Annotated in this window: 9 protein-coding genes and 1 tRNA gene; 5 read left to right on the top strand and 5 right to left on the bottom strand. The window is 73.3% G+C overall.

What is annotated here, in order from left to right; genetic code table 11:
* Positions 1-87: 87 nt before the first annotated feature.
* The 3 genes from ACG2DA_RS05255 to ACG2DA_RS05245 all read left to right on the top strand — a co-directional run bounded on the left by ACG2DA_RS05255 (position 88) and on the right by ACG2DA_RS05245 (position 4986).
* A complete protein-coding gene (locus ACG2DA_RS05255) occupies positions 88-1782 on the top strand; it encodes an FAD-dependent oxidoreductase (RefSeq protein WP_395254423.1) in 1695 nt (564 codons plus the stop codon).
* A 158-nt stretch (positions 1783-1940) separates the two neighbouring features.
* Entirely contained in the window at positions 1941-3368 is a 1428-nt protein-coding gene (locus tag ACG2DA_RS05250; RefSeq protein ID WP_395254422.1) for a DUF3326 domain-containing protein, read from the top strand.
* A 130-nt stretch (positions 3369-3498) separates the two neighbouring features.
* On the top strand, positions 3499-4986 hold the full coding sequence (locus ACG2DA_RS05245; RefSeq protein ID WP_395254421.1) for an aminotransferase class I/II-fold pyridoxal phosphate-dependent enzyme: 1488 nt from the start codon (positions 3499-3501) through the stop codon (positions 4984-4986).
* Positions 4987-5225: 239 nt separating this feature from the next.
* Here ACG2DA_RS05245 and ACG2DA_RS05240 read toward each other — a convergent pair.
* The 5 genes from ACG2DA_RS05240 to ACG2DA_RS05220 form a co-directional block, all read right to left on the bottom strand.
* Positions 5226-5309 (bottom strand) — tRNA-Leu (locus ACG2DA_RS05240).
* 60 nt (positions 5310-5369) lie between these two features.
* Positions 5370-6524: a serine hydrolase domain-containing protein gene (locus ACG2DA_RS05235; protein ID WP_395254420.1), complete on the bottom strand. Its 1155-nt coding sequence runs from the start codon at positions 6522-6524 to the stop codon at positions 5370-5372.
* A gap of 11 nt (positions 6525-6535) precedes the next feature.
* Positions 6536-6982 (bottom strand): hypothetical protein, encoded by a 447-nt coding sequence (locus tag ACG2DA_RS05230; protein ID WP_395254419.1) that lies wholly within the window; start codon positions 6980-6982, stop codon positions 6536-6538.
* A gap of 101 nt (positions 6983-7083) precedes the next feature.
* The gene (locus tag ACG2DA_RS05225; protein WP_395254418.1) at positions 7084-9075 is read right to left on the bottom strand and encodes a hypothetical protein; all 1992 of its coding nucleotides are present in this window, start codon (positions 9073-9075) and stop codon (positions 7084-7086) included.
* A gap of 297 nt (positions 9076-9372) precedes the next feature.
* The gene (locus ACG2DA_RS05220; RefSeq protein WP_395254417.1) at positions 9373-10737 is read right to left on the bottom strand and encodes a hypothetical protein; all 1365 of its coding nucleotides are present in this window, start codon (positions 10735-10737) and stop codon (positions 9373-9375) included.
* A gap of 416 nt (positions 10738-11153) precedes the next feature.
* On the opposite strand from ACG2DA_RS05220, the gene ACG2DA_RS05215 reads away from it, so the two are divergent.
* Complete coding sequence (locus ACG2DA_RS05215; protein WP_395254416.1) at positions 11154-12128, top strand: outer membrane lipoprotein carrier protein LolA; 975 nt, start codon at positions 11154-11156, stop codon at positions 12126-12128.
* Positions 12125-13174, top strand: coding sequence for a VWA domain-containing protein (locus ACG2DA_RS05210; protein ID WP_395254415.1), 1050 nt, complete (start codon positions 12125-12127; stop codon positions 13172-13174). Before ACG2DA_RS05215 ends, ACG2DA_RS05210 begins: the two co-directional genes overlap by 4 nt.
* The last annotated feature ends 35 nt before the right edge of the window (positions 13175-13209 follow it).

Below are 13209 nucleotides of genomic sequence, written 5' to 3'. Positions count from 1 at the left end.
TTGACGGTTCGGTCCGGCCGCAGGCACGCTGAGGAACGCGGCTCCGATCGGGCCGCATCGTTCCGCCCGCCGACGTTGCGCCGCCTGATGTCACTCTCCGCCCTCCGTTTCACGCTCGCGGTTCTCGTGGGCGGATCGCTGCTGACCGCAACGGCGGAGGCCGCTCCCGCGGACGCCGGCCCCGCGGACGCCTACGACGTCGTCGTCTACGGCGGTACCAGCGCCGGCGTCGTCGCCGCGGTTCAAGCGAAGAAGATGGGCCGCTCCGTCGTGCTGATCGAGCCGACCCGGCGGCTCGGCGGCCTGACGACCGGCGGGCTGGGGCAAACGGACATCGGCAACAAGCAGGCGATCGGCGGTCTCAGCCGCGAGTTCTACCGCCGCGTCCGCGAACACTACGCCGACCCCGCCGCCTGGACTTGGCAGAAGCGGGAGGACTACCGCGACGGCGGGCAGACGAAGACCGGCCCGAACGAAGACGCGATGTGGACCTTCGAGCCGTCCGTCGCATTAAAAATCATGAACGACCTCGTCCGCGAGCACGAGGTCCCGGTCGTTTATCAACAGCGGCTCGACCGCAGCGGCGACGGCGTGCAAAAAGAGGAGACGCGGATCACGGCGATCCGTATGGAAACCGGCGAGGAGTACCGCGGCAAGACCTTTATCGACGCGACCTACGAGGGCGACCTGCTGGCCGAGGCGGGCGTCTCCTACGTCGTCGGCCGCGAAGCCGTCGACGAATACGGCGAGTCGTTCAACGGCGTGCAGACCCGCGGCCCCGGGGTCGACAATCACAACTTCGTGAAAGGCGTCGACCCCTACGTTCAACAGGGCGACCCCTCGAGCGGATTGCTGCCCTATATCGACCCGGAGGGGCCCGGCGAGGAGGGCTCGGGCGACCGGCGGGTGCAGGCCTACTGCTTCCGGATGTGCCTGACGGACCATCCGGAGAACCGCATCCCCTTCGCCAAGACGGCCGGTTACGAGGAACGTCACTACGAATTGCTGCTGCGGAACTACGAAGCCGGCTACGCCGGCGTCCCGTGGATTAATTCCGCCATGCCGAACCGCAAGACCGACACCAACAACCGGGCCGGCTTCTCGACGGACTTTATCGGACAGAACTACGACTACCCGGAGGCGAGCTACGAGGAGCGCGACCGCATCGTGCAGGCCCACCGCGACTATCAGCAGGGGCTCATGTGGACCCTCGCCAACCACCCGCGGGTGCCGGAGCGGGTTCGCAACGTCGTGTCGCGGTGGGGCACCTGCAAGGACGAGTTCGCCCGCGAGGACGGCTGGCAGGAGCAGCTTTATATCCGCGAAGCCCGCCGGATGGTCGGTCCGCTGGTGATGACGCAGGCTCACTGCGAGGGGAAAGCGGTCGCGGAGGACTCCGTCGGGCTGGCCGCCTACGGGATGGACTCGCACAACACGCAGCGGTACGTCACCGCCGACGGGCACGTTCGCAACGAGGGCAACATTGAGACCCGCGTCGCCGGTCCGTACCCGATCGCCTACCGCGCGATCACGCCGAAGCGGGAGGAGTGCACGAACCTGCTCGTGCCGGTCTGCCTGTCGGCGACGCACATCGCCTTCGGCAGCATCCGGATGGAGCCGGTGTTCATGACGCTCGGCCAAAGCGCCGCGACCGCCGCCGCCCTCGCCGTGGAGCGGGACGTCCCGGTGCAGGACGTGGACTACGCGTCCCTCCGCGACCGCCTGCTCGCCGACGAACAACGCCTCGACCCGGCGGACCGCGGCGGGGCCGGCGGTCGCTGAGGCGCCGGGGGGCTCGACCCGCGTCAAAAAGTTCCCAGGTCCCCGGAATCGACAGACCCGGCCGGCGAATCTATAAGACGCGACTTGGCTGCGGAGCGCGTCGTTTCTTCTCTGGCTCCGCCCCCCCTCCCCCCTCTGACGCTGAGCGTCTGCCGACCATGCACGTGAAATCTGTCTCGCTGAACGTTAACGCGCAGACAGTCCTGGGAGATCTGGCTCACCTCCGGCGAGAGTTGGAAGAGCGTTGCGGCGGGATCCCGCTGCGGTTCTCCGCGATCGAAAGCCGCGGCGAAACCGTGCGGTGCGAGGTGGAAACGGCGTTCGGGTTCGAGGGGGCGGAGTTCCCGTCAATCTTCCAGTGGCGCCGCCGGGGGCCGGAGCGGGTCGACGCGCTGAACGCCGTCATGCTGGTGCCGACCGGGGTCGACTGCACGATCGGTGGGCACGCCGGCGACGCCACCCCGGCCGCGAAAGTCCTCGCCGAGGTCTGCGACCGGCTCGTCCTGCACCCCAACGTGGTGAACGCCAGCGACGTCAACGAACAGCCGGAGAACGCGCTGTACGTCGAGGGCAGCCAGATCTGCCGCCTGCTGACCGGCGCCGCCGGCCTGCGGCGGGTCCGTTCGAACCGCGTGCTGGTCGTCACCGACCCGGCCGAGCCGGAGGGCGCGGGCTTCGAGGAGGACGGCGAACTTGGCTCCGGCTGGGTGCTGGATCAGGTGGTGAACTGCGCCTCCACGGCCCGCGCGACGATGGGAATCGAGGTGCCCGAGGTCCTCATCGCCCACGGCGGGCTAGGCGTCCGGATCGAGTACTCCCCCGCCGGCCGGGCGACCGGGCGGATCGACTCGCTGGAACCGCTGGTCCGCCTGCTCCGCGGCCGCCGCGCCGAGTTCGACGCCGTCGCCGTGGCCAGCAAGATCACGCCGCCGGTCGACTCGCTGGCCCTGCACGCGGACTACTTCAACGGCGATCGGCCGAACCCCTGGGGCGGCGCCGAGGCGGCGCTGACGCACACGCTCTCCTCCCTGCTGGAGGTGCCCGTCGCCCACGCCCCGACGATGTCCGACCTGTCGCTGCGGACCGAGCGCTACGGCCGCGTCGATCCCCGCAAAGCCGCGGAGGTGATCTCCGTGACCTACCTGATGTGCGTGCTCAAGGGGCTGCACAAGGCGCCGGCGCTGGTGCCCGGGTCGGCGAACTACGACCCCTCCGAACTCCACGCCGAAGACGTTTCGGCGCTCGTCGTGCCGGACGGCTGCCTGGGCCTGCCGGTCCTCGCCGCCCGGGCGCAGGGCATCCGCGTGATCGCGGTGCAGGAGAACGAAAACCTCATGCGGAACGACTTGGCCGATCTGGGCTGGGCCCCGGGACAGTTCTACCGCGTGAGCAGCTACCTGGAAGCCGCCGGCCTGCTGGCGGCGATCAAGGCGGGCGTCTCGCCGGAGTCGGTCCGTCGGCCGATCGCCGCGACCCGCGTCCGCCACGGCGGGGCTCCGAAGGTCACGCCGTTCCCCGCGAGCGCCCCGGACGTGTCGCTGCGGCGCGCGGACGCCCGGAACGGCCACTGGGTCGGCGTGAACTGAGCGGCCGCTCCGTCGGGGCGAACGGCGGGCAACGCGGGGACACGGCGTGCATCGCGCCGACCCGCGTCGCCGTCGTCCGCCGCCCCGGGGCCTGCCGGTTCCTCTGAACGACGTTTTCAAGGCGTTTCCCGTGTCTGCCGAGCCGCTCACCGGTCGCGGGGCGCCGCCCGCCGACCGCGCCCCGCTGCTGGACGCCCTGCTGGCGTACGCCGACCGCGGCGTCCGCGGCCTGCACACCCCGGGCCACAAGGGCGGGCGGTTCGCCCCCCCGCGGATGCTGGAGGCCCTCGGGCCGGCGGCGTTCCGGCTCGACCTGCCGGCGATGGGGGCGACGGACAACACGTTTCACCCCCGCGGCTGTCTGGCCGAGGCGGAGCGGTTGGCCGCGGACCTGTACGGGGTCTCCGCGACCCGGTTCCTGGCCGGCGGGGCCACGCAGGGCCTCCTCGCCGGCGTCCTCGCGGCCGTGCCGGAGGGGGAGTCGCTGCTGCTCAGCCGGATCGCCCACCGCAGCGCCTTCTCGGCCCTCGCCCTCTCCGGGGCGGTCCCGCGGTATCTGATGCCGCCGTCCGCCGACCCGGCCGCCGCCGCGGACCTGACCGCCGCGGACGTCGCCCGTCATCTGGACGCCGACCCGCGGATCCGTGCGTTGCTGCTGACCCGGCCGAGCTACTACGGCGTCGCGGCGGAGCTGGACGCCCTGCGGGAGGTCGCCGCCCTCTGCCGCCGGCGGAGCGTGCTGACGATCGTCGACGAGGCTCACGGCGGTCACTTCAAGTTCCTGCCCGCCGGGCGCGGGCCCGGGTCGGCGGTCGACGTGCCGGTCGACCTCGTGATCCAGAGCCCGCACAAGACCCTCGGGGCGCTGGTCGGCGGAGCGTGGGCCCACTTCCCCCGGGGCTCCCGGCTGGACCCCGCCCGGTTCGCGGCCCGGTTGAACCTCCTCCAGACCACCTCCCCCTCCAACCTCGTTCTCGCCTCCCTCGACGCCGTCCGGCAGTGGCTGCACGGCGCCGGCCGCGACCGTTTCGCCGCCGCCCTGCCGGAGGTCTCCGCCCTGCGCGCGACGCTCGCCGCCCTGCCGGGCGTGCGGCTTTCCGGACCGGGCTGCGACCCGGCGGACTTCGCCGCGACCGACCCGTTCCGCCTGGCGGTGGACGTCTCCGGCACGGGGGCGGACGGCCCGGCCGTGGAGCGGGCCCTGAGGGAACGGGCGATCGAACACGAGTTCTGCGACCGGACGCACGTGGTGTTCGTCCTCGGGCCGGACGACGACCGATCCGCCTGGGCCGGCCTGGTCGACACGTTCGCGGCGCTGCCGCCGGGCCGGCCGGGGACGGGCGGTCACGGAAGCGGCGCCGAACTGCCGGAGCCGCGGGTGCGGCTCTCCCCCCGTCAGGCCGTCCCGCGGCCGACCGAAGCCGTCCGGCGGGCCGACGCGGCGGGGCGAACTGCCGGCGAGGTGATTGCGGTCTACCCGCCCGGCATTCCGCTGGCCTGCCCGGGCGAAGAGGTCACCGCGGCGGTCCTGCGGGCCGCCGACGCGGCCGCGGCGGCGGGGCTGTCCGTCCACGCCGCCGACCCCACGCTGGAGCGGATCGTCGTCCTGACGGACTGAGAACCCAATCCCACCGCCGGAACGGCAGGCTCACCTCGATCAGGAGAGGAAGCCCCGCGAAAGCGTCACCGCGCCCGACCGACCGGATCTTGGACGCTCTTCCCCGGAAACACGGCCGATCGGCCGACGCCCCATGGAAGAAAGCGACGCGACATCCGCCCCCGGCGACCATCGCCCAACCCCGTCGCCCCACATGGGCGAGTACCGCAAGTCGCATGTTCAGCCGGCGTTACGTCAAGTGCCCGGGAGAGGACTCGAACCTCCACGGGGTTGCCCCCACTGGCACCTGAAGCCAGCGCGTCTGCCAATTCCGCCACCCGGGCGGGCACTTGTTCCCCTCCGACACGCGACCGGGGCCGTGGGTTCGGCGGGGGAGCGAGAATCTATTCGCCCCGCGGGCAATCCGCAAGTGCGTCGCCGTCGCCTTGGTGCTCGGCGGCGAACGACGCGGCGATCGCGTTCGATAACCGCCCGCAGATCGCCCCCTCCGGGTCCTGCGGGTGCGTCGTCAGGATCACCGCCCAGCGGCCGCTCCGCGGGTCGGCCCACATCACGCAGCCGGTCGAACCCCAATGGCCAAAGGCCTCCGGGGGCAGCAGATCGCCGAAGTAAGCGGCGTGGGCCGGCCAGACGCGGCGCCAGCCCAGGCCCCACGGGCGGCAGCGACGCTCTTCCTCGGGAATCTGCCGCATCGGGGCGAGGGCGTTCGCCGTCGCGGTCTCGACGGCGGCGGGGCTGAGAACCGGGCCGCCGCCGGTCGTCCAGGCGGCGCAGAAGCGGCCGAGGTCCGCCGCGGTGGAGACCGCCCCGCCCCACGGCGCCCCCAGCGATCGCCAATAATCGCTGTTCCACACGGAGACCCGCGTGCCCGCCGACGCCCGCCCCGGCGTGCGCACCGCCGCGATCGGCCCGTCCGTCGCCCCCGGCAGGCCGGCCGGGCCGAGGGCGGTCGCGGTCATGCCGAGGGGTTCGAGAACCCGCTCGACGAGCAGGCGGCCGGCCCGGGTCGGGTCGCCGTCGTTCAGGAGCGCCCAGAGCACGGCGAAGCCGAGGCTCGAATAGGCGACGCCCCGGCCGGGCTCGAAGATCAGCGGTTCGGCGGCGGCCCGGTCGAGGAACGTCTCCAGCGGGGCGCCGGCCTCGCGGAGCTCCAGATCGTCCGGCAGCAGGTCCGGCAGGCCGGAGGTGTGGGTGAGCAGGTGCCTCACGCGGACCGCCCGCTTCTTCCCCCCGCCGAACGCCGGGAGCCGGTCGACGACCCGCTCCCCCAGCGACAGCTCCCCCCGCTCCAAGGCGGCGAGGACCAGCGTCGTCACGATCGGTTTCGTCAGGGAGGCGACGGCGAAGCGGGTCTCCGGCGCGGCCGGCGGGCCGGCGGGGGCGACGGCGCCGGAGGCGAGCGGCCGCAGGGCCGTGGCGCCCCGGCCGACGCAGAGGGCCGCGGCCGCTTCGCCGCAGAGGCGTGCCGTCAGCGGGGCGACGCGGGCCCAGCGGGCCGGGTCGAGGCCGACCGCGGCGGGGTCGTCGGTCCAATTCATTCCCGACGCCCTCAGCGCGACGGTGCGACGTCGACGTCGTGCACGCCGAGTTGGCGGTCGAGGTGGGAGACCCGCAGCATCTCGCGCACGTCCGGCGTCGGGTTGAACAGCAGCACGCGGACGCCCCGCCGCGTCAACTCCGGCAGGCCGCCCAGCAGGCCGGGCGGGTAGCGTTCGAGCCCGGTCAGATCGACCGCCAGCGCCTTGGCGTCGGCGCCGGCGGCGAGGTCGGCGACCTCCCGCAGGAACTCCTCCGGATCGGGGTCGATCTCCGCGGCGCCGTCCCAGCCGACCGCCGTCACCTCGCCGTGGCGGTACAGGGTGAAGGTGGTCGGGTGGTTCAGCCCCTCGGGGAGGGGCTGGTCGGCGGGGTCGGAGTCCGGGGCGCCGGGGACGGTGCCCCGCACCGGCATCGCGGGGGAGAAGGAGGGGGTCAGGGAGTCGGAAAAATCGGTCATGGCGGGTTCCGGACAGAGCCTACCGTAACCGTTCCGCCCGTCGCACGTCGTCCCGGGCGCGTCGCCGATCGGCGACGGCGAGCCGGGGGAGCCTCCGCCGGCTACCGCACGCGGGTCTGAAACGTCAGCTTGCCTTTCTCGCCGCCGTCCAGGTCTTCGGTGAGGACGAAGCGGACGATGCCGCTGCCCTCGCCGTTGGGGGTGACCTGAATCTCGCCGGCGATCGTGGCCTCGGCGCTGCCCTCGACGTAGTCCAGCCGGGGGGTGAGGTTGTCGAGGATCACGATCTCCGACAGCGGTTTCTGGCCCTGGTTCTCCACGGCGATGGTGAAGGTGACCACGTCGCCGGGGGCGGCGAAGGCTTTGTCGGCGTACTTCCGCACGCACAGCAGGCCGGGTTTGCGCTTGTCCTCCACCCCGACGATCACCTGCGGCCGGGTCGTGCCGACGGCGGTGGCCGTCGCGGCGCCGACGAAGAACGTGACCGGGTTGTCGGCCCGGGTCCAGACGGCGGCGGCGTCCTCCTGTTCGGCCAGTTCCGCGGAGGAGACGCCGGTGCGGAGGTTGGCCTGCTCGTTGGTGATCGCCTTCAACGTCTCGACGTACCGCACGTTCTGCTGACGGCGGATCACGTCGGAGAGGGCGCTCCAGGGGGCGTTCACGGCCAGGCCGGAGGCGCGACTGCGGACGCGGGCGGCGTCGGGCCGCACGTCCTGCCGGACCAGCCCGGTGGGCACGTCGATCACGTCCACGCTGCTGCGGGCGGTGCGGGCGAGGTCGGCGGGGCCGGAGTAGCGGGTGTCCGCCACGACGCCGAACAGCGTGCGAACCTCCGCAAACCGGGGGGCGTAGATGCAGACGCGGTTCGTCGGGCAGACGTGCAGTTCGCCGTCGGAGCCGCGGAAGCGGACCACCGCGTCCTCCGGGTCCAACCCGCCGAGGCCGCCGAGGTAGTCGGTCGTGCCGGCGGGACGCCGCCGGTCGCCGCCGTCGCAGAGGTATTCGTCCTTCGGCCGCACCTCCGGCGGGCAGAAGGGGCCGGGCACGCGGCAATCCAGCACGGCCCCGCCGACCGGCGGCAGCGCCCCGTACCGCACCCCGCCCGGCGGGCAGTGCACCGGCGGGGCGAACCGCGGCGCCGGGCGGGCCGCGGGCGGGCAGTCCTCAACGGGACAGGCCTCGACCGGCGAGCCGAGGCCCAGCGCGGCCCGGCCCTCGGGACGGGGAACGCCGGGGCCGACGATCTCCATGACCGGTTCGACCGCCTCGAGTTCCGGCGCCGGCTCCACGGCGGAGACCTGCGTGACCGCGTCGGTGACCGGCGGCAGCGGGGGCAGGTTCACGTCCGCCGGGGCGGCCGGCAGGACGGGGCCGCCGGTGCCGTAGAAGGAGCGCTCCGGCCGACGCAGGTCCGGCGTCCGGCCGCCCAGCCGCACCACGGCGATCACCCGGCCGCGGGCGTCGCCCTCGGCGAGGGGGTCGGCGTTGGGCGGCAGGTCGGTTCGCCGCAGCGGGCCGCGGAACCAGGTCGTCGGGGCGAGGTCCGGGTCTTCCAGATAGATCACCTTGGTGATCAGCGCCCCGGCGGCGGCCTGGGCGGCCTCCTCCGGCGTGATGCTGACCGGCAGGGGGAAGGCGCTGGCCAGCCCGTCGGGCGGGTGCAGCCGATCGACCAGTTCGATGCTGGGGAACAGCGTGGTCTCGGGCGGCAGGTCGGGGATGTCGGCGATCCGCATCCGGTAGGTGCGCCCCACGCACAGCCGGACCAGCGAGCCGCCGGCCTCGCCCTCCGGGGCGGCGGGGTCGCCGCCGACGGGAACCGGCGGGGCGAACGGTTCGGCGTAGATCTCGACGTTCCCGCCGCCGGCCGCGGAGACGTTCACCGTCATGAACCCGCGGCGGGCGGGGTCGAGCAGCACGGCCCGGGCGCCGAGGGCGCCGGCGGGGGTGTCCGCCAGGGGGGGCAGCGGCGTGCCGTCCTGCGGACGCCGCAACCCCTGAGCGGACGCCGCGGAGGTCCCGCCGACGACGCACGCCGCAGCGAGGGTCAGCAGGGCCGCGGCCCGCAAGTCGGAGAGGGACGGGCGGGGCATGGGGGAGACCGGCCGATTCGGGCGGGGACGGGCGACGGGCGGAACTTTCGCCGACTCCCGCCGGACTCCCGGCGACGGCCCGCGGTCTCCGCCCGACTCTCGGTTGACTCTCAGGTTGACTCACTGCCGCAAGCCGGGAGCCCCTCGCGGGACTCCCGGCTCACGGGCCAGCGGTGCGGGCCGCCGGCGGAAACTTCACCTCTCGCGTCTCGATTCGACTCGCCTCCGGTCCGCCCGAACGATCGGGCGGGGGCCGGACTCACCCGGACTCACCGGGCTCACCGGACTCACCCGGACTCAGTGGTGGTCGTGGTAGTCGTTGCGAACCGGGGGGGCGCCGGCGGGGCCGGCCGAGTACGGGCCGACGTTGAAGCCGGTGCCGTGCGGGGCGGGCGGCATCGGGGTGCCCGGGGAGACCAGCGGGCCGGGATACTTCACTTCGCCGGCGCTGTAGTGCGGGTGGTTCTCTTCGTAGTAGGTGTAAGCCACGGGATCCGGCAGGCTCAGGCCCGGCTTGTGCTTCACGTCGTGGAGCTGATGCTCGACCGGACGGGGCAGTTGCACGTCGGTGAGGTTCCGCATCGTGTGGCTCTGGAGGCCGGCGGGGCCGCCGTAGGGCAGGTGCGGCGGGCCGGGCAGGCCGATCGGGGTGCCGACGTTGGGAATCCCGTAAACCGGCAGGGTGGCGGGCTGGCCGGGGCCGGGGTAGCCGACGCCGGTTTCCGCGACGATCTGCGGGGCGGGCACGCCGATCGGGCCGGTGCCGGTGGTGGCGATGGGGATCGGCGGGGCGAACTCGCCCAGCTCGCCCTGGTAGCTGTAGTCCACCTGCTCCACGCCGCCCTCTTCACCCTCGAAGCTGACCGGGCTCACGCCGCTGCCGGGCAGCGGGCGGCTGGGCATCTCCAGGTCGATGCCGCCCATCCGGAAGACCGCCAGCAGGGTACCCCGCTGCTCGGCCAGGGCGACCGGGTCCTGACCGGGATCGAGGCGGGTGGAGACGAGGGTTTCCACGCCGACGATCGCCAGGTCCTGGTATTCCGCGTCCGGCAGGTAGACGACCTTGGTGACGAAGTTGTTGCTGCGAACGTTGTCCAGGTCCTCGGCGGTCACTTCGACCGGCACCGGCACGTGGGACAGGTAGGCGGCGGTTTCCGGCTGGGCCGGGAACAGTTGCAGGGTCGGGTAGAGCGTCAGCCCCGGACGGCCGGGGATATCGCTGAGTTTGAGCCGGTAGACGGCGGCCTGCGGGAAGTTATAGCGGGCCGGGGCGACCAGCTGGTCCTCGGCGTAGACGGCGCCGCTCTGCCAGCCGATCGTCATCCCCGGGGGGTTGACGAAGCTGACCTGCGTAGTCGCCGGGGCGCCGGGCAGGCCGCCGGGGGCGGCGGAGCCGTAGCCGCCGGCCGGGCCGGCGAGGCCGGGCGGGCAATCGGCGGGGCACTGGGCGGCGGTCTGCCGGATCGGGCCGGCCATCGGGGGCAGGACCCCCGGGCCGGGGCCGTCGATCATCGGGCCGGGATGCTGGAGCATGGCCGCGGGCGGGGCGACGTATTCCTTGCCCCGGTGGGAACCCGGCGTGTGGGAACCCGGCGTTCCGTCTACCGCGCAGCCCACGCAGACGACCACGGTCGTGGCCAATCCGAACAGGTAAAGTTTCATGGGAACCCCTCCGAGGGTTGAGTTTGGACGGTGCGTCAGTGCCCGCCGACGGTTGTTGCGAATGGTTCTCGGACGCGACCCGGACCGTCCGGGAACCGGCCTCCCCGGGGCTCCCGGAGCGGCCGGGGGCCCGGAACGACCGGGGGTTCGCGTGTCGTGTCGTCCCCGCGGGCGGGCGTGCCCGGGGCGCGGCGGTCGGGGGGCGGGGGAGCGACCGGGAAGGAACCCCCGCGAGACCGCGGGCCGTTCAAACCGTCTCGACCGATTCCGCCGGCGCCCCGTAGACTGCCGACGCGACCCGTGCATCAGCGCGGACCGCACCGGAGGAATCGGACGGTCAGCGCCGCGATCTTCGGTCCGAGTGTCGCCATCCGCCAAAACGGTTCAGTCGCACCCCCGCCGCGAGGCCCCCGCCCATGATCCCGCGACTTCTCGCCGCCTCGCTTCTCCTCTTTTATGCACCTTTGGTCGGAACGGCCCAGAATGCCGCGGGAGCGAAGGATTCGCCCCCGAACCCGGCGGGCGCCCCGACCGGCCCGGCGGGGGACGAAACGCCCGTCGCCGCCCCCCGTCCGGACACCCGCCGCACCGCGGGGCGGATCCTCGACGAGGCCCGGGCCCGGGTGAACGCCGTGCCGTCGCTGTCGGCGAACCTCCGGCAGACCGCGGTGGTCGGCGGGCACCGCTTCGACAGCGAGGGCCGCCTGCTGCTGGCCGACGGCGGGCGCGTGCGGTTCGAACTGAACCCGGCCCCGGAACAGCAGGAACTCGGGCCCTCCCTGCTTCAGATCTGCGACGGGGCGGTGATGCACACGCAGTACGGCCTGGACGAACGCGTCGCCGTGACCCGCCGCAACGTCCGCACGGTGCGGGCCGAGGCCGCCGCCCGCGCCAGCGGAGCGAGCCTCGCCGGGGATCTGGCCTGCGGGGGCCTGGCGGGCGTGCTGGCCTCCCTGCGGACGTCGATGCGGTGGGAGGAGCCCCGGATCGAAACGATCGCGGACCGCCCCTACCTCGTGCTGACCGGCCGCTGGACCGAGAGCGTGCGGGCGGTGTTTGCGGAGCGGGCCAAGGAACGCAAACTGCTGCCGGACCCGCCGCCGCCGACCGGCGTGACGGTCTACCTCGACGAGGAAACGCTGTTCCCGCACCGCATCCGGTACTGGTCGCAGACCGAGAACGGCCCGCGGATCCCGATGCTCACGCTGGACCTCTCCGCGATCCGGGTGAACGTGGCGCTGCCGGACGACGCCTTCACGTTCACCCTGCCGGACGACGTGGAGGTGGACGACCTGACGGAGCCGGCCGTCGTCCGGGCCCGCACCGCCGGCCTGCCGAATCCGGCGGGCGCCGCGGAGGACGAGAACGCCGACGGGACGAATTCCGAATGACGGCCCCCGCCCCCGGATACGGCGTCGCCCCGGCCGCCGGCCCGCCGACCTTCGCCCCGTCGCGGCGGGAGCGGTCCGGCCTGCTGCCCGGCTGGCTGACGAGCGTCGTGCTGCACGCCGCCCTGCTGGCGCTGGTCGCCACGCAACTGCGGAGCTGCGCCGGTTCGAATAGCGACGGCGAGGCCGCCGAGGGCTTCCGCGAAGTCGGCATCCGCCTGCGATCCGATGAGGGAACCGCGGACAGCCCAAACCCGGCCGCCTCCCCCGCCGAAGCGACCGCCGCCACGGAGGCCCCGCCGCAACCGACCGCCGACCCGCTCTCCAGCGCCGCGGAATTCGACGCTCAGGAGGCGAACCGCACCGCCGAGCCGACCAACGACGCCCCGTCGACGCTTGGGGCCGGCGTCGGCGCCGCGGCCGGTCCGCCCGCCGCCAGCGGCGGGGCCCTGGACGCCCCGCTCGGCCCGATGGCCGACCCCGGCAGCCTCGGCGGGGCCGCCAAGCGGGGGGTGACGGAGTTCTTCGGCCTGCGGGCGGAGGCGGAGACCTTCGTCTACGTGATCGATTGCAGCGGGAGCATGGACGCCGCCCACGAGTTTGCGATCGCCAAGCGGGAGGCCCTCGCCAGCCTCGCCACGCTCGGCCCGCGGCAGCGTTTCCAGATCCTGTTCTTCAACGACACGGTCAAGCCGATGACGGAGCGGGCCCGGATGGAGGACGGCTTCTACTTCGCCACCGGCTTCAACAAGACCCTCGCCGGGCAGTTCGTCGGCTCCGTGATCCCCGGCGGCGGCACCCAGGCGGTCACGGCTCTCCAGACGGCGCTAGAACTCGAACCGGAGGCGATTTTCTTCCTCACTGACGGGAAGACCGGCCTGTCGCCCGGGGAGCGCAGCACGTTGCGGCGCGTGAACAAGCACGGCACGCGCATCCACTGCGTCAAGTTCGGACACGGACCCGATACGATCCGCAGCGGCGAAGTCGCCCAACTCGCCGCCGAACACAACGGCGGCTACCAGTACCGCGACGTGCGGGAGCTGCGATGAGCCTGCTCGCCCCCCGTTGGAGCCGCGACCGTGAG

Source organism: Alienimonas sp. DA493 (assembly GCF_043951915.1).
Taxonomy (GTDB): Bacteria; Planctomycetota; Planctomycetia; order Planctomycetales; family Planctomycetaceae; genus Alienimonas.
This window is presented reverse-complemented; position numbering and strand designations above follow the sequence as displayed.

Coding starts and splice junctions, on each gene's coding strand:
- ACG2DA_RS05235 (WP_395254420.1), bottom strand. CDS start 6,524: ATGAATTGGACCGACGACCCCGCCGCGGTCGGCCTCGACCCGGCCCGC.
- ACG2DA_RS05255 (WP_395254423.1), top strand. CDS start 88: ATGTCACTCTCCGCCCTCCGTTTCACGCTCGCGGTTCTCGTGGGCGGA.
- ACG2DA_RS05230 (WP_395254419.1), bottom strand. CDS start 6,982: ATGACCGATTTTTCCGACTCCCTGACCCCCTCCTTCTCCCCCGCGATG.
- ACG2DA_RS05250 (WP_395254422.1), top strand. CDS start 1,941: ATGCACGTGAAATCTGTCTCGCTGAACGTTAACGCGCAGACAGTCCTG.
- ACG2DA_RS05225 (WP_395254418.1), bottom strand. CDS start 9,075: ATGCCCCGCCCGTCCCTCTCCGACTTGCGGGCCGCGGCCCTGCTGACC.
- ACG2DA_RS05215 (WP_395254416.1), top strand. CDS start 11,154: ATGATCCCGCGACTTCTCGCCGCCTCGCTTCTCCTCTTTTATGCACCT.
- ACG2DA_RS05220 (WP_395254417.1), bottom strand. CDS start 10,737: ATGAAACTTTACCTGTTCGGATTGGCCACGACCGTGGTCGTCTGCGTG.
- ACG2DA_RS05210 (WP_395254415.1), top strand. CDS start 12,125: ATGACGGCCCCCGCCCCCGGATACGGCGTCGCCCCGGCCGCCGGCCCG.